The following is a 20,881-nucleotide window of genomic DNA, read 5'->3' as shown; positions in this document are numbered from 1 at the left end:
TACCGTAGAAATATGACCCAAGCCGTCGGCATGCAGGCAGCCGCAATCGCAAGCCTCCCACCACTCGGATCTCTGCCCCTGGCACGCGGCACGGCAGACCGCGGCTCAACCTTCCGCATCACCCCTGACCTCTTCGATCAATTGTGGGACCAACCGGAAACCCGCATCCTGCATCTTGCCCGCAGGCGTTCTCCCTTTCGCAACGGCAGGCTCGTGCTGAGCCCTGTTGCGGAAGTGGAGCGTCCGAAGAACCCTGTTTATCTGGGAAGTACGGTGGAAACAACGGCGGACATGCCGGCAGGAACACACATCGTGCTGGTGGAGCATGAAGACGTTCAACCCGCGCTCGCGGCTGACGAGGACTGGATCGGATTGCGTGACGCCGCATCGGATTTGCCGGCACAGGAATCCGGGTTGTTCGTGGAGGCGGTGGCCATCTCCAACTGGCACGCCACCCATACTCACTGCCCCCGCTGCGGACAGCCCACCGAACCGATCGACGGAGGTTGGGTGAGGCGTTGCCCTGCCGATGAAAGCCTGCACTATCCCCGAACTGATCCGGCCATCATCGTCACCGTGACGGACGAGGAAGACCGCCTGCTGCTGGGCTCCTCCGCTGCGTGGCCCCAGAACCGGTTCTCTACGCTCGCAGGTTTCGTCGAGCCAGGGGAATCGCTGGAGGCAGCCGTCGTGCGGGAGGTCGAGGAAGAATCAGGAATAGTTGTTCACTCGCCCACGTACCTCGGCTCCCAGCCCTGGCCGTTCCCTGCGTCCTTGATGCTCGGATTCACGGCGAAGGCAGCACATGCACGTCCGGTGCCTGACGGCGTCGAAATCAGGGACGTGCGCTGGTTCAGCAGGGAAGAACTGTTCGCCGGTCTGAAGGAGGAGCGGTTGTCCGTTGCATCCGGTGCCTCCATTGCACGAGCATTGATTGAACACTGGTACGGCGGTCCTTTGGAGGAAGAGCCATCCGCCGGGAGACCATAGTGGACGGCTCGGTCGAAGAGAAGATCCTCGCCGGTCTGGACAATGAACAGCGGGCGGTGGCCTCCCAACTGAGTGGCCCGCTCTGTGTTCTCGCAGGAGCCGGAACAGGCAAAACACGCGCAATCACGCACCGCATCGCCTACGGCGTACACACAGGCGTGTACAAGCCTCAACAGGTCCTTGCGGTGACTTTCACTGCGAGGGCTGCCGCCGAGATGCGCACCCGGCTCCGCGACCTCGGAGCACAGGGAGTTCAGGCACGCACTTTTCACGCGGCAGCACTCAGGCAGCTGCAATACTTCTGGCCCCAGGCGGTCGGTGGAACCCTGCCCGCCCTTGTCGACCACAAGGCCCAGCTCATCGCCGAAGCCTCGCGGCGGCTGAGGCTCAGCACCGACCGCGCCACAATCCGCGACCTTGCTGCTGAAATTGAGTGGGCCAAGGTATCCATGCTGACACCGGATACCTATGTCGAGTCCGCGAACGGCCGGGCGGAACCGGCAGGCATGGATGCCACAACTGTGGCCCGGCTGTTCAGTGCCTATGAAGACCTCAAAGTGGACCGCAACGTCATCGATTTCGAGGACGTGCTGCTCATCACCGTCGGCATCCTGCAGGAAGACCCGAAAGTGGCAGCAACAGTGCGCGGGCAGTACCGGCACTTTGTGGTGGACGAATACCAGGACGTTTCGCCGCTTCAGCAGCGGCTCCTGGATCTGTGGCTGGGCGAACGGGAAGAGCTTTGCGTAGTGGGTGACGCCAGCCAGACCATCTACTCGTTTACTGGTGCCACCAGCTCGCACCTCCTGAATTTCACCGGCAGGTACCGGCAGGCAGAAGTCATCAAGCTCGTCCGGGACTACCGATCGACACCACAGGTCGTCAATCTCGCCAACGCACTGCTCGCGGCGCGCACTGCGGAAGCCGGGCGCCGCGGCGGGACGGGCACGTGGGCCACGCCACTTCAACTCATTGCACAGCGCCCGCCCGGCCCGGCTCCTACCTTCACGGAGTGCAGCGATGACGAGGCTGAGGCAGCGGAGGTCGCCCGCCGGATTTCCCGCCTGCTCAGTGACGGCGTGCCCGCGAGCGAAATCGCGATCCTCTACCGGACCAATGGCCAGTCCAGCGTCTATGAGCAGGCGCTCGCCGCCGCGGGAATCGGCTACCAGTTGCGGGGTGCCGAGCGGTTCTTCGCCCGACGTGAAGTGCGCGACAGCCTGCTGCAGCTGCGTGCTGCAGCACGGGTGGCAACAGATGACGACGTCCCTCAGCTGGTCCGCGATGTCCTCGCGTCCCTGGGTTACACCCAAGTTGCACCGCAGAGCTCCGGCGCTGTGCGGGAGAAGTGGGAATCGCTCGCTGCGCTAGTATCGCTTGCCGACGAGCTTCACCAGGCCCGCGCAGCGCAGGGTTTCACGCTGCAGGATTTCGTCGCCGAGCTTGAAGAACGGGCAGCAGCACAACACGCCCCCACGGTTCAGGGCGTAACGCTTGCATCGCTTCACTCGGCGAAAGGCCTTGAGTGGGACGCGGTGTTTCTGGTGGGATTGAGCGAGGGATTGATGCCGATTTCCTTCGCCGACACTCCTGACGCAGTCGACGAGGAACGTCGCCTCCTCTATGTCGGCATCACTCGTGCACGCAAGCACCTTGGCCTGTCCTGGTCCACATCCCGCACCCCGGGCGGCCGCGCGTCACGCAAACCATCCAGGTTCCTGGATGGTCTTCGCCCGGATTCCGGAGGCACGCGTCCATTCCGGCAGCCCATACCCCGCCGGGAGCGGAAGGTATCGGCGCCAGCGCACTGCCGCACGTGCGGGAAGGTGCTGGGTTCTGGGGCAGAACGAAAGATCGGGCGCTGCAGCGACTGCCCGGCGAACTACAGCGAGGAGACGTTTGAAGCACTGCGCCAGTGGCGTCTGAACGCCGCGCGTGAAACTGACGTCCCCGCATTCGTTGTCTTCACGGACGCCACGCTGGTAGCCATTGCAGAAGCCCGCCCTGATTCACTGGAGAAGCTTGCGCAACTCGCGGGGGTGGGGCCGGCCAAATTGGACCGCTACGGAGAGTCGGTGCTGAGTGTCCTCGCGGAAAGAGCCTAGCGGCCCTCAGGATCGATGGGCAGCCGAGGAGGAGAAGCTCCCCATCAGCTCGGATACTGCACCCTATCCGGTGGAAGTGCGCCGCTCGGCCCGTCGCCGCAGAACCGTCAGTGTGGATCTGCGGGACGGAGTTGCGGTCGTTTCGATTCCAGCTACTTTCACCGCCGGACAGGAAAAGCAGTGGGTCGAACGAATGGTTGCCAAACTTCACGCAAAGTCCGTCCAGCCCACGCACTCGGATACCGGGCTGGTCGAGCGCGCTGCAGAATTGTCGGCTCGGTTCCTGGGAGGACGCGCGAGGCCCAACAGCATCCGGTGGGTTACCAACCAGAATTCGCGCTGGGGATCTGCCACTCCGGCTGCCCGGGCCATCAGGCTGTCGCACAAGCTTCAGGGAATGCCGGATTGGGTCATCGACTATGTGATCCTGCATGAGATGGCGCACCTGATCGAGCCTTCACACAACGGGACCTTCTGGGCGCTCCTGGACAATTACCCTCACACTGAAACAGCCAAGGCGTTCCTGCTTGGCGCGGCTTACGCGGCGGACCACGGACTCAGCGGACGCTAGCTCCCACTACCTAGTACCGACAGGACCGCTTGAGGGGCTGACCGGCAAAACCTACCCACTCAACGCGGGTCGTCGTCCTTGTTTGTTGGACCGCCGTCGCCCTCTTCCGAGTCAGTTTCGTCTGTCGTCGCCGGATCCTCGTCAGCAGGGGGCTCGAACCCGCCCGCCAGCAGCTTCTCCAGCGCTGCATCCACGTCGGCGTCGGCGGATTCGGCCAGTTGGCGCCGCTTGCTGAAGCCCGCCGGATCATCGAGATCCTCCGGCGTAGGCAGGAGATCAGGGTGCTGCCAAATTGCATCCCGCCCGTCAATCCCGCGCTCCTGACGCAATTGGTTCCAGAGGGCTGCCGCATCGCGGAGACGTCGGGGACGCAACTCGAGGCCGACAAGTGACGCAAAGGCGTTTTCTGCCGGTCCTCCCGTTGCCCGGCGGCGCCGAACCACTTCGCGCAACGCGACCGATGAGTCGAGATTGGCGGTAGCGGCCGCGGTGAGCTCATCCACCCAGCCTTCAACAAGCGCGAGCGTGGTTTCCAGCCGGGCGAGTGCGGCGTCCTGCGAGGGTGTGCGCTCGGGCATGAAAACACCCTCGGAAAGGGCGCTCTGCAGTGACTCCGGATTCGACGGGTCTATGTCGCGGGCAACTTCCTCGATCTTCGACATGTCGATATGGATTCCGCGCGCGTAGCTCTCGATTGCGCCGAGCAGGTGTCCGGTCAGCCAGGGCACCTGCGTGAAGAGCCGCACATGGGCAGCTTCCCGGACGGCAAGAAACAGTCGAACATCATATTCGGAGATGTCCAGGCCCTGCCCGAATGCGGCGACGTTGGCAGGCAGGAGCGCCATGCTGTTCTCCGCCAAAGGTATGCCGATGTCCGTGGAACTCACCACGTCGCGGGACAGTGCGCCGACAGCCTGGCCCAACTGCATTCCGAACATCGCGCCACCCATGTTCTGCAGCATGGACGCGGCTCCGCCCATCATGGTCTTCATCTCTTCCGGCATCTGCTCGGTGATCGCGTTGGAAAGGGCGAGGGCGATGCTGGTCGCCACCGGTTCAGTCAGCCGCTTCCAGGTCTCCATTGTTGCCTCGACCCATTCCGCGCGGGACCACGCTTTCCCAAGGAGAGCGGTGGACGGGAAGTCGGTGACTGGATCCAGCCACATTTCTGCCAGCCGCAGTACCTCGTCAACTTCACGCTGGTCCTTGCTGCCCACCGACGGGTCGCCGCCCGTCGCAGCTGCACGGCGCGCCTGATCCCTGGCCATCGTCCAATTCACTGGGCCTTCAGACTGTGCGGAAAACATGGCCTGGACCTGCTGCATCATCATCGCCATGGCCTGCGGATCATTGGGAAGACCGGCCGCCTTCGCGATCTCCTGGGGGTTCATGCCCTGCATGTTGCCGCCCATCAAGCGTTCGAGCATCTCGGAAAGCGGATCCTTGGGAGTGTCGTCGTCGTTGTTCGACGGATTGGAGCTCATCGATACCACCGGTCCTTGATCGAAACTTGGTCGGATTGTGCTCGTATGGTGCTGAATGGGAGCAAACCCCGGCACTTACAGTTGCCGTAGCGAGCTGCAGCACTGGTCAGTCAGGATCTCAAACGTTACCGGCACGTCCCAGACTTGTCCCGCACGTCCTGCGCGAGTTCGCTCTAGGCAAAGCAACGTTTGTTCCGATGCAAAGCGCGCAGAGCGGGCTTGTAGGCTTGGCATGTGAAGCCCTGACATCCCGTCCGCCGGGGTGACCTGCGGCGCCCCCAATCCAAAGGTGACATCCGTTGACCCAGCCGCTTTCCCAGGACACCAACAGGCCAAAGCATGATGCCGTGAAAAGGGATCCCCGCTTCACCGTCATGGCGGTATCGGGGCTGCTCGCGCTGGGCCTCGGGGCAACGGCTGTTCTGTTGCCGTCTCCCTACGTGGTCGAGTCACCCGGTCCCACTTTCAACACCATCGGGGAGGTTAACGGTGAACCGTTGATCACCGTCGAAGGCAGGGAAACCTTCCCGACGGACGGTGCGCTGGATTTGACCACCGTCTTCGTCGCCGGAGGACCGGGGCAGACAATCAGCGTTTTCGATGCTTTCCGTGCCTGGGCGGATCCCGCACAGGCAGTCACACCGCGCGAACTGGTCTACCCGCCGGATGTCTCGGAATCGGACATTGAGGAGCAGAACGCGGAGGCTATGACATCCTCGCAGGAATCCGCAGTGGCCGCTGCGCTCGCTCACCTGGAAATTCCGTACGGGGAGACGCTCTCAGTCGTAGGCTTCGCCCCGGACTCGGCCGCTGAAGGCATTCTTCAGGAAGGCGACCAGCTCACCCTCATCGACGGCGAGCCTATCGAGTCGCTGGAGCCGTTGAAGGAAGCCTTGAATGCAGCGGGTGGAAAAAGCGTTGACATCACTGTGGCCCGAAACGGTGAAACGGTGGTGGAGTCCGTGAAGCCGCTGCTGGGGGAGTCCGGCGACTATCAGCTCGGCGTCTTTCTGATGTCCGAGTTCGAGTTCCCCTTCGAGGTGGACATTGCCCTGAACAATGTCGGCGGCCCGTCTGCCGGCATGATGTTCGCCCTCGGGATCGTCGACACCCTGACCGAGGGGCAGCTCACGGGCGGGAGGCACTTCGCCGGAACCGGAACGATCGACTCATCCGGTGCCGTCGGGCCCATTGGAGGCATCCGCCAAAAGCTAGTTGGTGCCAGTGAGTCGGGTGCCGAGGTATTTCTTGCGCCCGCCGCAAACTGCACTGAAGTTGTTGGCCATATTCCCGACGGTCTTCGCGTCATCCGCGTGGAAACCCTGGACGACGCCGTCACCGCCGTCCGGACGCTGGGAGAAGATAACGACGACGGCGCGCAGCTCCCCTCATGTGAGGATCCCGCCTGACAGGCATAGCCGGGTTGGACACGATTGAGAAACGATTCCGGGGCGCCGCGGTTCAGGCGGAACTGAATTGTGTGGGCCAGACGTGCACAGGGCAGAATGAACAACAGTGGACCGTGCGCCGCTGCGCATCCAGCACTCCCGTACCCCCAAGGATGAGGTAATAGTGACATCCGGACCTGACCGCCCGTTCGGCAGCAGACCAAGCCAACCATATTCCTCCCCACCCCGGCGGCGTGGGCCGCTGGTACCGACCCTGATCGTTCTCGGTCTGCTCGTCGTCGGCTTCGTGTATTTCTCACAGGTTTATGCCGATGTCCTCTGGTACAACCAGCTGGGCTTCCTCGAAGTATTTGTCACCGAGAACCTCTCGCGGATCGGCCTGTTCGTGGCGGCCTTCCTCATCATGGGCGCAAGCGTTTACTTCAGCTTGCGTATCGCCTACCGTTCACGGCCCATTTACGCTCCCGACAGCAGCGTCCAGGACAACCTGAACCGCTACCAGGCCCAGCTCGAACCGATCCGCAGACTGCTCATGATCGGCATTCCCGTTGTGCTCGGCGCGTTTGCGGGAACCGCAGCGTCTTCACAGTGGGAACGGATGCTCCTGTTCTTCAATTCGGAGCCCTTCGGAGAGACGGACCCGGAATTCGGGCTGGACATCGGGTTCTACGTCTTCACTTTGCCGTTCCTGAGCTTCCTGCTCGGGTTCCTGGTGAGCGTCATCGTCATCAGCGGGATCGCCGGAGTACTGACGCATTACCTGTACGGTGGCATCCGCCTTGAGGAGAAAGGTCTCTTCACGAGCAAGGCAGCCCGGACGCACATCGCGGTACTGGCTGCACTCTTCCTGATCCTGCAGGGCGTCAACTACTGGCTTGACCGCTACTCCACCGTCATCAGCAGCGACGGTAAATGGGCTGGCGCTCTCTACACCGACGTGAACGCAGTCATCCCAACCAAGGCGATTCTTGCCGCCGCCGCCATCATTGTTGCGGTCCTGTTTATCATTTCCGCAGTGATTGGCCGGTGGCGCCTGCCCGTGATCGGTACGGCCATGCTGGTCATCACTGCTATCCTCGCCGGCGGCGTATACCCGTGGGTCATCCAGCGGTTCCAGGTTGTTCCGTCGGAGTTCAGCCGGGAAGAGCCGTTCATTGAGCGCAACATCGAGATGACTCGAGCTGCCTACGGCCTGGACCAGGTGCAGGTCAATGACTATGGGGTTGAGGAAGTTCCCCAGGAGGGAGCGTTGAACGAGGACGGCGAGACAACAGCCAACATCCGCCTTTTGGACCCCAACCTTGTGAGCGACGCTTTCAGCCAGCTCCAGCAGTTCCGCCAGTACTACCAGTTCCCGGAGATCCTGAACGTCGACCGCTACGAGATCGACGGCGAGATCGAGGACACCGTTATTGCAGTCCGCGAACTGAACACCGCGGGTGTTCCGGATGGCTGGATCAACGAGCACGTCTACTACACGCACGGCTACGGCGTGGTTGCAGCAGCCGGTTCAACCGTGGAACCGGACGGGCGCCCCGAGTTCATTCAGTCAGGTATCCCGACCACGGGCCTGCTGGGGGATGAGAGCACGTTTGAGCCGCGCATCTACTTCGGTGAGGAATCACCGGAGTATTCGATCGTCGGTGCTCCAGAGGGAGCCACGCCACTTGAGATCGACCGGCCCCAGACGGAGGAATCCGACCAGGAGGCCCGCAGCACGTTCCTGGGCGACGGCGGCCCGCAGGTGGGAAACTTCTTCAACCGGCTGGTGTATGCACTCAAGTTCCAGTCCACGGATCTACTCCTGTCGGACCAGGTAACGAGCGAATCCCAGATCCTGTATGACCGTGATCCCGTTGAGCGCGTGGAGAAGGTTGCCCCTTACCTCACGCTGGATAGCAACACCTACCCGGCCATCGTTGATGGGCGCGTCAAATGGATCATCGAGGGTTACACCACAACGTCCGACTACCCGTACTCCACTCAGCAGGAACTTCAGTCCGCCACAGTGGATTCCCTGACCGCCGAAGGTGTCGCCACCGCCTTGCCTGCTGAGCAGGTGAACTACATCCGTAACGCGGTGAAAGCCACGGTTGACGCCTACGATGGCTCGGTTGATCTTTACGCCTGGGATGATCAGGACCCCATTCTGAAGGCCTGGCAGAAGGTGTACCCGACGTCGCTGCAACCGTACAGCGAGATGTCGGCTGACCTGATGGCGCACGTACGGTACCCGGAGGACCTCTTCAAGGTCCAACGGGAGCTGCTCGCGCGCTACCACGTGACAGAGACCCAGCCTTTCTACAGCAACAACCAGGCGTGGGCTGTACCGGTTGATCCGACGCTGGAAGAAGGCGAGCAGGACGTCAAGCAGCCTCCGTTCTACCTCTCGCTCCAGATGCCCGATCAGGAGTCGGCCAGCTTCTCACTGACCACTCCGTTCATTCCATTTGTTCCGGAGGGCCAGGAACCGCGCAACATCCTTTACGGCTTCCTTGCAGCGGACGGTGACGCCGGTACCGGTGAACCCGGTGTCAAGGCAGAAACCTATGGAACCCTGCGATTGCTCGATTCGTCCGGTCAGGACTCCGCCGTCGGGCCGGGCCAGGCGGCAAACCTCTTCAACTCGGACACTGAGGTCTCGCAGGAGCTGAACCTGCTGCGCCAGGGCGCCTCCGAAGTGATCAGCGGTAATCTCCTGACGCTGCCCATCGGTGGCGGAATCGCCTACGTGCAGCCGGTGTACGTCCAGTCCTCGGGGGACTCGTCCTTCCCCGTCCTGCGGCGTGTGCTGGTGAGCTTCGGTGATCAGGTCGGCTTTGCGCCCACCCTGGATGAAGCACTGGACCAGGTGTTCCAGGGAGACTCCGGCGCTGTGACCGGAGACAGCGAGAATGTGGGGGAGACCCCTGATCTGCCTGCGCCGCTGGTTGGCTCAGATTCCGGGAACGAATCCCCGGAGGAGCCGACGGAGGAGCCCACCACACCCGCAGAGCCGGGCACGGGTGATCCGGCAGCCGATCTCCGGGCGGCGCTGGAGGAAGCGAACGCGGCAATCCAGGAGGGCCAGACCGCGCTCGCCGAGGGCGACTTCGCCGCCTACGGTGAGGCACAAGAGCGGCTCGACCAGGCACTGCAGCGGGCACTGGATGCCGAAACGCGTTTGTCTGAAGCGTCCGGAGGAGCCACCGAATAATGCATCTGGATCCCGATTTGGGATCCGCCCCCGCGGCGGGTAGAGTAGTAATCACGCCGCGGGGTGGAGCAGTTCGGTAGCTCGCTGGGCTCATAACCCAGAGGTCGCAAGTTCAAATCTTGCCCCCGCAACTAGAAAACGAAGGTCCCGGAAGCTTGGCTTCCGGGACCTTCGTCATTCCCGCATCATTTCGCCCTTTTGCGTGCCCGGCTCACCTACACTATGTCCATGATCGAGCAGGGCGCTGTGGGTGAGGACAAGGAACGCGGGGAGACGGCGCTCCAGCGTGTTGACCGGAACTGGCTTGAGATACTCCAGGAACTTCGTGTACTCCAGACCGGTATCCAGATTCTCACCGGCTTCCTGCTCACACTGCCGTTTCAGTCGCGTTTCACGGAGCTGGACTCATTTCAGATCGCGGTCTATCTCGTGCTCGTCGTGTTGTCCGCCCTGATCACGGCCCTGCTGCTCGGTACTGTGATCCTGCACCGGACCTTCTTCCGGCTGCGCATCAAGGAGGCTTTGGTACGCCATGCCCATCGCATCCTGAGGACCACAATGGTCCTCGTGGCCCTCGTCCTCGTTGGAACAACCGGTCTGGTCTTCGACATCGTGTTGAGCCGGACGGCGGGAACGGTGAGCGCCATCGGTCTGTCCATGACGATTCTGGCGCTGTGGGTGGCCGTACCGCAGGTGCTCAAACGTCGGTCGATGAAGGAAGTCAGTCCTGGCGAAGGTCCTGATACGCATTGAGCGCCCGTTCGCGCGAGACTTTCAGGTCCAGCAGCGGCGGAGGGTAGCCGGCCGGTAGATCCGTCCAGGGTTCATGAACTTTATGCGCGGAGCGCAGCTCCGGAATCCATCGACGAAGGTAACGGCCGTCCGGGTCAAACTTCTTGCTCTGCGTGACGGGGTTGAAAATCCGGAAGTAGGGTGCGGCGTCTGCGCCGGAGCCTGCCACCCATTGCCAGTTCGCCGCGTTGTTGGCTGGATCCGCATCCACCAGGGTGTCCCAGAACCACTGTTCGCCCACACGCCAGTCCACCATCATGTTCTTCACAAGGAACGAACCGACCGCCATACGAACCCGATTATGCATCCATCCGGTATGCCAAAGCTGACGCATGCCTGCATCGATTAAAGGGAAACCGGTTCGCCCATACTGCCAGGCATCAAGTTCGTCGGAGTCCGGTTGCTGCCACGGGAAGGCGTCGAATTGCCGTCGGTAGTTCTCTGTCGCCAGACGTGGCTGGTGGTAGAGCAACTGCCAGCAGAACTCACGCCAGCCGAGTTCCTGGGTGAAGATCGCGAGGTCACTGGCGGTCGCGGAGGTGGATGCGGCCCGGGCAGAGTGCCAGACCTGGAATGGGCTGATCTCGCCGAACCTCAGGTGCGGGGAGAGGCGGCTGGTTCCCTCAACGTCAGGCAGCTGGCGGGCATCGGCGTATCCGTCAACTGTGCCGGTCACGAAGCGATCGAGGAGCGCTTGCGCTGTCAGCTCTCCGGGCGTCCACGTCTGTCTGAGGCCACCTGCCCAGTCGAACGTGTCGGGGAGGAGGCGCCACTCGTCGAGGTCCTCCGAGTCGACGTTCGGACCGCGCAGCACTGTCGGTCCATCAAGGGGTTCCCGTGGCGCGGGACGGTTACGGCACGCCCGCCAGAAGGGGGTGAAGACCTTGTACGGGGAGCCGCTGCCCGTCGTGACTTCCCAGGGTTCAAACAACAGGTTCGCCTGAAAGCTGTGCACCTGGTACCCCTCGTCGCTGAGGAAACCCTTGAGTGCAGCGTCAACGTTTCTCTCAGCGAGCACATACCGGCGGTTCCAGAAGACAGCATCCGCCCCGGACTCTTCGATCAGGCGGGGGATCACGTCCGCTGCGGGACCTGATCGGAGCACCAGTGGAATCCCCTGATCCTCGAATGCACTGCGGAGCGAGGACAGCGAGTTGTGGAGCCACCAGCGGCTGGCGCCGCCCAGGGGCCGAATTCCCTCACTCACTTCATCGAGCACATAACAGACGACGACGTCGCCACGCCCTGCAGCAGCGTGCAGGGCAGGATTGTCGGCGATGCGCAGGTCGTCGCGGAGCCACACCAGTGTCAGAGCCATAAAGCCAATCTACCGGCGGCTTGGCGAACCTTTAACGGGAGCAGCGGCGGTTCGAGGCTCGAACCGCCGCCGTATGCCGAGTGGTGAATCAGTATTTCGCGCTGTCCGCACCCTGCTCGATGGCAGAGGGCGTCTCAGCACCGGAACCGCCTGATTTCAGGGCGGCGAGGCGTGCTTCGATCTCACTTTGCTCGCCGAGGTCCTCAAGGCTCTCGAACTGGGCGTCAAGGCTCGAATTAGCAAGTTCTGCCTGACCGAGAACGCGAGCCTCTTCACGACGGATCTTCTCCTCGAAACGCCCTACCTCGCTGGTCGGGTCCATGAAGTCGATGCTCTTCATGGCATCATGGACCTGCGCCTGTGCTGCGGCCGTGCGTGAACGCGCAATGAGCTCATCGCGTTTGCTGGTCAGTTCGTTGAGCTTGCCCTTCATCTGGTTCAGCCCGGTCTTGAGCTTTTCCACAATTTCCGTCTGAGACGCGATCGTGGGCTCTGCGCCCTTGGCCTCATTTTCAGCGGTGATCTGACGCTGAATAGCAACCTTGGCCAAATTGTCGAACTTCTCCGCGTCAGGCACATCGCCGGACGAACGGTACTCGTCGGCCTTCTTGGAGGCCGCGAGCGCCTTGTTGCCCCAGTTGCGGGCGTTCTCTCGGTCCTCGTTGTAGTCCTCCTGGAGCATGCGCAGATTACCGATGGTCTGGGCCACCGCGCTTTCGGCTTCGGCGATGCTGTTCGAGTAGTCGCGGACCATCTGGTCCAGCATCTTCTGCGGGTCTTCAGCCTGATCCAGCATTGCGTTGATGTTGGCCTTCGCCAGTGTTGCGATACGTCCGAAAATTGATTGCTTTACCATGGGTTACCTTTCGATCTTCCTGAGTAGTTCACTGCCTGTTGAGGTCGCTCACCTAAAAATCTCCGAAGCCGCCCCCGAAGTCACCGAATCCGCCGCCACCCGCATCGAAACCACCGAATCCGCCGCCGCCGAACATGCCGGCGTCACCGCCTCCGCCGAACATGCCGGCGTCACCGCCTCCGCTGAACCCGCCGCCGCCGCCGCCGCCGAAGAATCCTCCGCCGTGCCCGCCTCCGTTGAGGATGGAACCAATGAGGATGCCGCCGAGGAGTGCGCCGCCCATGCCGTCCCCGCGGCCGCCGAACATACCGCCGCCTCCAAAGCCGCCCATACGTCCACCGAAGCCGTCCACATCGCTCTGCGCGATCTGACCGGCCTGTTCGGCCAAAGCGACAGCCTGCTGGGCATGGGAGAGCGCCGTCACCGGGTCATCCGACTGGATGCGCATCGCATAGTCAAGGTTGCGCTCCGCCTCCGCCAACCTAGTCCGGGCTTCACTGCCCACGCCGCCGCGCCGGGCACGAATGTAGTCCGCCGTACCTGAGATCCGTGATTGGGCGGCCATGATGGTGTGCTGCAGGCTTTCGCGTGCCCTGCGGGTCTGTTCTGCCTGATCACGGACTCCGCCGATGGCGGCGTCGAGCTGCGTATGCGCAGTCTCGACTCGCTGGAGGAGCGCCACGGGGTCTATCTTGCCCGACGCGATCTCCCGCTTCACCGATTCCAACGCTGCCGTTGTGCCCGCTACCGGACCGGCGAGTTCAGGGTTGGAGCCGGCAGCAACCATGGCCTGCGCCTGCGCAACGTCCTGGGCCGCATCCGAGACGGCCCTTTCCATTTCGCGTTCGGCAGTGCCCAGTTCCGTGGCACGGCGATCGATGGCTTCCAGCAGGACCTTGGTCTGGTGGACACCTTCTTCGGCGGCTCGGACGGCGACGACGGCGGCACCGGTGTTGCCCTCGGACAGATGCCTTTGTGCTGTGGAAGCGGCATTGTCAACGAACTGCAGCCTTTCGCGCGCCTGGACCACGTTGTCCTCGATTTGCGCGGTCGCCGAGATAGCGTACCGTCCCTGGAGCTCTCGCAACGTACGTTCAGCCGCGTTCAGCCGCGTTCCGACATCGTTCGCGGAAGCCTGTGCATCCGACAGGGCCTGCGGAGCATTGCGTTCCAACTTCCGCAGGGCGTCGAAATCTGCCTTGTGCTCCTGCAGGCTGGCATTAACCGACTCACACCGGCGGATGATGTCACCAAGCCACTTCCGCTGGTCTTCCTCTGTGTCCGGAATGTGGTCATCAAGCTGCTGCTGAAGCTTGAATGACTCGCTCATATGGGCCTTCGCTGCGGTGATATCCGCCGCGAACGGCTTGACTGCTTCATCGCCGTACTGGGCCTGCGCGAACCCGACTTCCTGCTCGCTTGATTTGATGGCGTCGTCCGCTGCTATCAGCAGGCTTCCCGCGCGAAGCCGCAGGTCCTCCACGCTCAGTGAAGCCAACGGATCCAGAACCTGACCGTCGGCCCCGCGGCCGGGTCCGAACTCGATTTCTGAAGGGTGCCGGTTCTGCTCCTGTGCGTCCGGCTTACGGCGCTTTGACCGGAGATAGAAGTATCCACCCACACCAGCCAGGACGAGCAGGCCTCCGATGAAGAGGAACGAACCTCCTCCTCCGTCACTGGACGTTCCGGCAGGGCTGACGGTGCCGCCGTCGAGAACCTGGTCAACCCCGGTGACTGCAGCGACAGCAGCGCCCGTCCAGTCGTCGTTCTCCAATTCCGGTACGGCGAAACTCTGGTAGATCCCGTTCGACTGGTCATCCACAACGCTCGAACTGTCCGCAAGGAGGCCGCCTGTCCGATCGTCGACGCCGATCACAAAGATTGCATCGTCAGCCTGCAAGCTACTGGTCTCGGCAGTGGCTATCGCCCATTGTTTGGCGTCCGACGGGTTGGTGAAGGAGTCAACGTAGGCGACATGCAGGGTGTAGCCGTGCTCAGCCTGCAGCTGTTCGATCGACTGTTCAACCTCTTGCTGTTCGGAATCAGAGAGGACGTCCGCTTGGTCAACCACCGTTTGGGAATTGAAATCAACAGGATCTACGGCATAGGCGGGAGCGGCAACCAAAGGGCTCAGCAGGGCGGCTGTTCCTACACCCGCGGCGGAGCAGATGCGTGCAATGCTCGACTTCATTCACAACCCTTCAGCAGTGTCCGCCGGGCGCTCCGGGAACTGGCGAACAGCCGTTGGCAAGGCACAGATCCCCCGGGTTCGCCTGACTGCGATTCTATGGTGCGCTCTGGGGGCAGTCCACCGGGTGGGCTATGCCGCGAGCGAAACCGCTCCAGGACCTGCACCGTAACCGGCTTTTTCCCATCTGCGGGAGAATGAAGAACGAGGTCGTCCGGTGGGCTCACAGCCGCCGTACAGGCAACGTCAGTCGCGGGTACAGATTGCTTTGCCATAGTTCTAGAAGCATCAGTGAAAGGACAACCGATGACCGAGAACACAACCGGTTCCTACAACGGACCGCTTCCTCCACGGCCAACTAATCCGCCCAGCCACAACCCCAACCTCCCCGCGGCGCAACAGAAGCACCAGCCGATCACCGCACCGACGGCGGACCCATATCATTCGGTCGGGAACGGGCCCGAAACTCACGCAGCCGGCGGGCACCAGCAGGGTGCTTCCTTCGGGTATGGTTCGTATGCGCGGCCAGCGGGCCAAGGGAAGAAGCAGCGTGGGCCCGTGAAGCGCGTTGGATCCGGTACGTTCCTGACCGGGATGCTCGTGGCCGGTCTTCTCGGCGGAGGAGTGGCCGTCGGAGCAGACGCCCTGCTGGAGACGGGCAACCAGGGACCCAACAACGGCACGTCCCAGGCCCAGTCTGTTGTGGTTAATGACACCGAAAGCGTCAACGAGATTACCGGCGCCGCAGCCAAAGCTTCACCGAGCGTCGTCACCATCTCCGTGAACGGCGGCGGGTCAGGCGGGTCAGGTTCAGGGATCATTCTTGACGCTGAGGGCCACATCCTCACCAACACGCACGTCGTCACCCTGGGGGGCCAGGTTGCGGACCCTGCCGTTGAAGTTCGCACGAACGACGGACGGGTATTCCAGGCTCAGATAGTGGGCACTGACCCGCTCTCGGACCTGGCTGTCATCAAGATCGATGCGCCGGACCTTCAGCCGGCCACCCTCGCTGATTCGTCGGAACTGAACGTCGGTGATGTTGCAATAGCAATCGGCGCTCCGCTCGGGCTGAGCGGCACCGTCACGGACGGCATCGTCTCGACGCTCAATCGCACAATCAGCGTGCAGTCGTCGGCCGTTCCTGAAGAACAGTCGGATGCTCCGGAACAGGCTCCGGGAGACGGATTCAACTTCCTCCCGCCTGATGGTTCCCAGGCGCCGCAGCAGGGATCCCAGGGCTCCATCTATCTGAACGTGATCCAGACAGACGCCGCGATCAACCAGGGTAATTCGGGGGGTGCGCTGGTGGATTCGCAGGGTCGGATCATCGGCGTCAATGTCGCGATCGCGTCGGCAGGTTCGGGGGAGAGCGCCGGCAATATCGGCGTCGGTTTCTCCATCCCGATCAACTACGCCCAGCGAGTAGCGGAAGAAATTATCGCCAACGGTGCAGCAACGCACGGCTTCCTCGGCGTGAGCGTCGGTGCAGCGGCATCCGACAGCGCGGCGGGCGCCAGCTCCTTCTCGGTTGGTGCGCAGGTGCAGTCGGTCGAGCCCGGCAGCCCAGCCGAGACCGCAGGCTTCCAGGAAGGGGACGTCATTACCCGGGTGGGTGAATTGCCGATCGAGGACCCGCAGGCCCTGACCGCAGCCGTCCGGATGCTCGCTGAAGGGCAGTCCACGCAGATCGAACTCGTCCGTGGCGAAGAGACCCTGACGCTCGATGTAACGGTTGGTCAGTCGCCGGCCTGACCCGGTGGATTCACGCAGCGGCAGCTCCCTCTCGAGGGGACTGCCGCTGCGTCATATTCCTGCTGTGATCAGGACACCTTTGTGGTTAGCTTGTCTGCGGGCAGCAATGGGCCGAAGGAAAGGCAGCAATGGACGAGGCAATTCCCGCGCTGAATATCGCGGTGTTGGTCAAGCACGTACCGGACACCCAGTTCGACCGTCATCTCGACGGCGAGCACCGCACCACCGATCGCTCCGAGAGTATTCTGTCTGAACTCGACGAGTACGCCCTCGAAGCGGCACTGCAGCTTGTTGAAGCACAGGGCGGAAACGGTCACCGCGTCACGGCGGTCACCATGGGCCCCCCAGCCGCCGTGAACGCCGTGAAAAAGGCACTGCAAATCGGCGCAGACGAGGGCATCCACCTGTGTGATGATGCCCTCGCCGGCTCGGATGCTTCCGGCACCTCACGCGCGCTCGCCGCCGTCGTACGCCATCTGGGCACTGCGGATCTGGTACTGACGGGCATGGCCTCCACGGACGGTGAGACCTCCCTGGTTCCAGCGCAGCTCGCAGAGCTGCTGCAGTTGCCCCAGGTCACCTTCGCGTCCAGCCTTGAGCTCACGCACGACGACGGCGGCCGCCAATTGATCGCCCGCCGGGAAAGCGACAATGTGGCTGAGACGGTCAGGAGTACGCTGCCCGCCGTGGTGTCGGTGACGGACCAGATCAATGAGCCGCGGTACCCGAACTTCAAGGGCATCATGGCAGCCAAGAAAAAACCGATCACCACCCTCACCCTTGCTGACATCGGACTCGATGCTTCCGAGGTTGGATTCAGCGGAGCGTGGACGCGGGTCGAGCAGGCGCAGCAGCGTCCTCCACGCTCGCAGGGCGTCATCATCACCGACGAGGGCGATGCCGGTCGGCGACTGGTTGATTTCCTCGCTGAGCAAAAGCTGCTCTGAGCGCAGCGATCCCAGCCAACCACTTCTCAAGGAGCCTTTGGAATGGCAAATGTCCTCGTTTACATTGACACGCCCGGTGAGCACCTGCACAAGACCGATCGTGAGCTGTTGACCCTTGCTGGAATGCTGGGCGAGCCGGTGGTTGCACTCTGTGGAGTGCTGACGGACGGTGTTTCGGCAGAACTCGGCGCTCACGGAGCCGGCGTGCTGTATCAGCCTGCAGAGGACGGGCTCGGTGACGTGCTCGTGGCGGGCAAGGCGGCTTTTCTGGCAGCCGCAGCGGTGGAGGCGAAAGCTGATGCAGTGCTCCTTGGCAACACGTTCGAAGCCAAGGAGATCGCTGCGCGGGTCGGAATCCGCTTGTCTTCAGGTGTCATCACGGATGCCATCGCAGTGGGCGAGGACTTCAGTGTCACGAAGTCGGTGTTCGCAGGCTCCTACACGGTGAACGCTTCCGTCACCACCGGGTGCCCGATCATCACGGTCAAGGCCAACAGCGTGGAGATCGCAACAGTGCAGGGCGGTTCCAGCCCCGAGGTTCGCCGGGTGCACGTCGCAGTGCCCAGCCACGCAGCACGGATTACGGAACGTTCCGAACGGGCCGTGAGTGGCCGACCGTCGCTGGACGAAGCACGCATCGTGGTGGCAGGGGGCAGGGGAGTGGACGGTAACTTTGGACCGGTCGAGGAACTTGCCGACGCGCTCGGCGGTGCTGTGGGTGCGTCGAGGGCCGCTACGGATGCCGGCTGGATTGATCATTCAGCCCAGATCGGCCAGACGGGCAAGACGGTCTCCCCGCAGCTTTACATCTCCGCGGGCATCTCCGGCGCCATCCAGCAGAAGGCCGGCATGCAGACGGCGAAGGTCATCGTGGCAGTGAACAAGGACCCGGACGCCCCGGTTTTCGACATCGCGGATTTCGGCATCGTGGGTGACCTGTCAACTGTCTTGCCGCAGGCGACGGCAGAGATCAACAACCGCAGGAGCTGAACATGCCAGACGTTCCTGAACGGCCGGAAGACGGGGTAAGCCGGGTTCTCTGTTTCGTAGCGCATCCCGATGACATTGATTTTGGCGCAGCGGGCACCGTGGCTCAGTGGACCGCGGCCGGCGTCGTCGTTGAATACTGCATCATGACCGATGGCGACGCAGGCGGCTTCTCCGATGAGCATCGTCCGGACATAGTTGACCGGCGGCGACAGGAGCAGCGAGCAGCCGCCCGGCTGGTCGGCGTCGAAACGGTGCATTTCCTCGGGTACCGGGACGGCTACCTGGAACCGAGCCTGGAACTGGTGGCCGGCGTCGTGGAGCTCATCCGGAGTGTCAGGCCGCACATCGTGCTGTCCATGCACCCTGAGCGGAACTGGGAGCGCATCCAGAAGAGCCACCCGGACCACCTGGCATGCGGCGAGGCCGTCACCCGCGCGATTTATCCCGCTGTGGAGAATCCCTATGCTTTCCCCGATCTCGCTGCGCGCGGACTGGACGCGTATCGCGTGCCCTGGCTCTGGTTCTTCGGTGGTCCCACGCAGCTCGAAAACCACTTCGTCGATGTGACTGACCATGTGGAAGACAAGATGCGGGCGTTACGTTTCCACGCCAGCCAGCACCCCGACCTTGAGCGGATGGACAACACTGTTCGCGCGTTCCTGACCGCTAATGCACAGCGCGGCGGTCTTGCCGCGGACCGAAGCGCCGAGGTCTTTCAGGTGGTTCCGGTCAACACCGAAGCTACGATCGCCGGGTTCTGACAGGCGCGGGATGGGCAGTCCGGCTGAAGCTCGGAGCCCATCCCAGCGTTCCCTCTCAGGCGTCGAAGGGGATCTGCGCGACGATCGGGAGGGTAGGCGTTTCAGAGCCGCCCTCCGGTTCGACGGTGATTGCGAGGCCGCTGTACGTTCGGATGCCTTCAATTTCGAGCTCGGTGTGCGCAACGTCCTCGCCGGTCATGGTTCCCAGCGATTCCGGCGATGCGCCGTCGGCAGGAAGACGCCACATCTGGTACACCTTGCCCTCCGGTGGGGCCGGTACATCATCGAGGGTCACGACGGCGGCATCCCTCGACTCCGAGAACGCAAGTTCAGCAGTGCCTGTGTCACCGATCGCGATCTGTTCACGTTGGACATCCCCGGCCTGCAGGACCTGCTCCTGGATAGAGGAAGGCTGCAAATTCTGCGCCACGGTCACACCGCCCACCGCCACGACAACCGCAGCCGCTGCTGCAAGCAACCAGCGACCAGCAGGAGACTGGGTTCGGCGGGCGCTACGGCGTGCTGCCAGCTCATCCCCAGCGCCGGTCACGGGGGAAGCCGGTGAAGACACTTCCTCGGCCGGCAAATTCGCGACGATGCGCGCAAAAAGGTCAGCGGGCGGTTCGTCCTCCTGCGTTGCATAAGCCTGCGCCAATGTCTCGCGTGTGGAGCGAACCCGCGCATTGAACGCCTCACGGGTTTCAGGAGAGGCAGCTGAGATGTAGTCCTCGAGTGTGGCGCGCTCCTCTTCGCTCACAGCATCCAGGGCATACATCTCAGCCCACTCGGCGGCCAGGCCGCCGGCCAGGTCCTGCCGAAGATCATCTGCAAACTGCTTGTTCATATCCTTGTCCTGCATCTCAGTTCACCCCCAAACATGTTTTCAACCGGATTAATCCGTCTCTGATTCTCGACTTGATGGTGGGTACCGCCACGCCAAGCTTTTCTGCCACTTCCCGATACGTCAGCCCGCCGTAATAGGCGAGGCGCACCGACTCCTGCTGCGTGCCGGTCAAGGTCTCCAGGCACCGGACCACGGCTTCCGCTTCCAGCCGCTGCGTGACGGTGTCAACGACGTCGTCATGGTCCTTGACCTGCATGGCTGCGCCGTACCGGGCTTCACGGTCAGTGGAACTCTGCTCGGACCGCACCCTGTCCACCGCGCGGCGATGGGCCAGGGTCATAAGCCATGCCATGGGGCTGCCCGCCTCCGCGTTGAACCGGTCCGCCATGTTCCACACCTGCAGGTAGACCTCCTGCGTTGTGTCTTCGCTCAGCTCCGGGTCAATCAGAACGCGCCGGGCCAGTCCATACACCCGACGGGACGTCTGGGCGTAGAACTCCGCGAAGGCGCTCTGGTCCTGCTGGGCGATCCGAGCCAGCAGACCAGCCAGGTCAGGCGCGGCGCCAGAGGACGCGTCGGCCTGATCAGGGTCTGATCGAGCTGGGTTAATCCGGCTCACACGTGGCGTATCCATAGGTTTCAAGCATAAAGCGCCGGAATGGCTATCCCGAACAT

16 protein-coding genes and 1 tRNA gene are annotated in these 20,881 nt (G+C 62.7%); 11 read left to right on the top strand and 6 right to left on the bottom strand.

Going from position 1 to position 20,881, the window contains the following annotated elements; translation table 11 throughout:
* The first annotated feature begins 12 nt into the window (after window positions 1-12).
* From nudC to ABFX19_RS00260, 3 genes are all read left to right on the top strand, one after another.
* The gene (gene nudC / locus ABFX19_RS00270) at window positions 13-990 is read left to right on the top strand and encodes an NAD(+) diphosphatase (protein ID WP_346027099.1); all 978 of its coding nucleotides are present in this window, start codon (window positions 13-15) and stop codon (window positions 988-990) included.
* Complete coding sequence (locus tag ABFX19_RS00265) at window positions 990-3,095, top strand: ATP-dependent DNA helicase UvrD2 (protein ID WP_346027098.1); 2,106 nt, start codon at window positions 990-992, stop codon at window positions 3,093-3,095. Before nudC ends, ABFX19_RS00265 begins: the two co-directional genes overlap by 1 nt.
* Window positions 3,096-3,207: 112 nt before the next feature.
* Entirely contained in the window at window positions 3,208-3,666 is a 459-nt protein-coding gene (locus ABFX19_RS00260; protein ID WP_346027097.1) for a M48 metallopeptidase family protein, read from the top strand.
* Window positions 3,667-3,725: 59 nt separating this feature from the next.
* Here ABFX19_RS00260 and ABFX19_RS00255 read toward each other — a convergent pair whose 3' ends face one another.
* On the bottom strand, window positions 3,726-5,150 hold the full coding sequence (locus ABFX19_RS00255) for a zinc-dependent metalloprotease (RefSeq protein WP_346027096.1): 1,425 nt from the start codon (window positions 5,148-5,150) through the stop codon (window positions 3,726-3,728).
* Window positions 5,151-5,449: 299 nt separating this feature from the next.
* On the opposite strand from ABFX19_RS00255, the gene ABFX19_RS00250 reads away from it, so the two are divergent.
* The 4 genes from ABFX19_RS00250 to ABFX19_RS00235 all read left to right on the top strand — a co-directional run bounded on the left by ABFX19_RS00250 (window position 5,450) and on the right by ABFX19_RS00235 (window position 10,508).
* On the top strand, window positions 5,450-6,559 hold the full coding sequence (locus tag ABFX19_RS00250) for a YlbL family protein (protein WP_346027095.1): 1,110 nt from the start codon (window positions 5,450-5,452) through the stop codon (window positions 6,557-6,559).
* 163 nt (window positions 6,560-6,722) lie between these two features.
* A complete protein-coding gene (locus tag ABFX19_RS00245; RefSeq protein WP_428831016.1) occupies window positions 6,723-9,755 on the top strand; it encodes a UPF0182 family membrane protein in 3,033 nt (1,010 codons plus the stop codon).
* Between the two features lie 57 nt (window positions 9,756-9,812).
* Window positions 9,813-9,886: transfer RNA gene (locus tag ABFX19_RS00240), tRNA-Met, on the top strand.
* Between the two features lie 97 nt (window positions 9,887-9,983).
* Window positions 9,984-10,508, top strand: coding sequence for a DUF6328 family protein (locus tag ABFX19_RS00235; protein ID WP_277357604.1), 525 nt, complete (start codon window positions 9,984-9,986; stop codon window positions 10,506-10,508).
* Here ABFX19_RS00235 and ABFX19_RS00230 read toward each other — a convergent pair.
* The 3 genes from ABFX19_RS00230 to ABFX19_RS00220 form a co-directional block, all read right to left on the bottom strand.
* Window positions 10,477-11,865: a cryptochrome/photolyase family protein gene (locus ABFX19_RS00230; RefSeq protein ID WP_346027094.1), complete on the bottom strand. Its 1,389-nt coding sequence runs from the start codon at window positions 11,863-11,865 to the stop codon at window positions 10,477-10,479. The genes ABFX19_RS00235 and ABFX19_RS00230 overlap by 32 nt on opposite strands.
* Window positions 11,866-11,953: 88 nt before the next feature.
* Window positions 11,954-12,721 carry a PspA/IM30 family protein gene (locus tag ABFX19_RS00225; RefSeq protein WP_346027093.1) on the bottom strand — a complete coding sequence of 256 codons (768 nt, stop codon included), beginning with the start codon at window positions 12,719-12,721 and terminating at the stop codon, window positions 11,954-11,956.
* A gap of 52 nt (window positions 12,722-12,773) precedes the next feature.
* On the bottom strand, window positions 12,774-14,912 hold the full coding sequence (locus tag ABFX19_RS00220) for a TPM domain-containing protein (RefSeq protein ID WP_346027092.1): 2,139 nt from the start codon (window positions 14,910-14,912) through the stop codon (window positions 12,774-12,776).
* A 303-nt stretch (window positions 14,913-15,215) separates the two neighbouring features.
* Between ABFX19_RS00220 and ABFX19_RS00215 the strand changes: the two genes are divergently transcribed.
* From ABFX19_RS00215 to ABFX19_RS00200, 4 genes are all read left to right on the top strand, one after another.
* A complete protein-coding gene (locus tag ABFX19_RS00215; RefSeq protein WP_277357600.1) occupies window positions 15,216-16,664 on the top strand; it encodes a S1C family serine protease in 1,449 nt (482 codons plus the stop codon).
* A 128-nt stretch (window positions 16,665-16,792) separates the two neighbouring features.
* On the top strand, window positions 16,793-17,611 hold the full coding sequence (locus ABFX19_RS00210) for an electron transfer flavoprotein subunit beta/FixA family protein (protein WP_346027091.1): 819 nt from the start codon (window positions 16,793-16,795) through the stop codon (window positions 17,609-17,611).
* A 42-nt stretch (window positions 17,612-17,653) separates the two neighbouring features.
* The gene (locus ABFX19_RS00205) at window positions 17,654-18,601 is read left to right on the top strand and encodes an electron transfer flavoprotein subunit alpha/FixB family protein (protein ID WP_277357598.1); all 948 of its coding nucleotides are present in this window, start codon (window positions 17,654-17,656) and stop codon (window positions 18,599-18,601) included.
* Window positions 18,602-18,603: 2 nt separating this feature from the next.
* Window positions 18,604-19,362: a PIG-L deacetylase family protein gene (locus tag ABFX19_RS00200; RefSeq protein ID WP_277357597.1), complete on the top strand. Its 759-nt coding sequence runs from the start codon at window positions 18,604-18,606 to the stop codon at window positions 19,360-19,362.
* Window positions 19,363-19,417: 55 nt separating this feature from the next.
* Here ABFX19_RS00200 and ABFX19_RS00195 read toward each other — a convergent pair whose 3' ends face one another.
* The gene (locus ABFX19_RS00195; protein ID WP_346027090.1) at window positions 19,418-20,206 is read right to left on the bottom strand and encodes an anti-sigma factor; all 789 of its coding nucleotides are present in this window, start codon (window positions 20,204-20,206) and stop codon (window positions 19,418-19,420) included.
* A gap of 16 nt (window positions 20,207-20,222) precedes the next feature.
* A complete protein-coding gene (sigK, locus tag ABFX19_RS00190; protein WP_404800699.1) occupies window positions 20,223-20,840 on the bottom strand; it encodes an ECF RNA polymerase sigma factor SigK in 618 nt (205 codons plus the stop codon).
* Window positions 20,841-20,881: the final 41 nt, after the last annotated feature.

Source organism: Arthrobacter parietis, from assembly GCF_039530425.1.
In the GTDB taxonomy this organism is placed as follows: Bacteria; Actinomycetota; Actinomycetes; order Actinomycetales; family Micrococcaceae; genus Arthrobacter_D; species Arthrobacter_D parietis.
The sequence above is the reverse complement of the archived record's forward strand: the minus strand, read 5'-3'. Positions and strand labels throughout refer to the sequence as shown.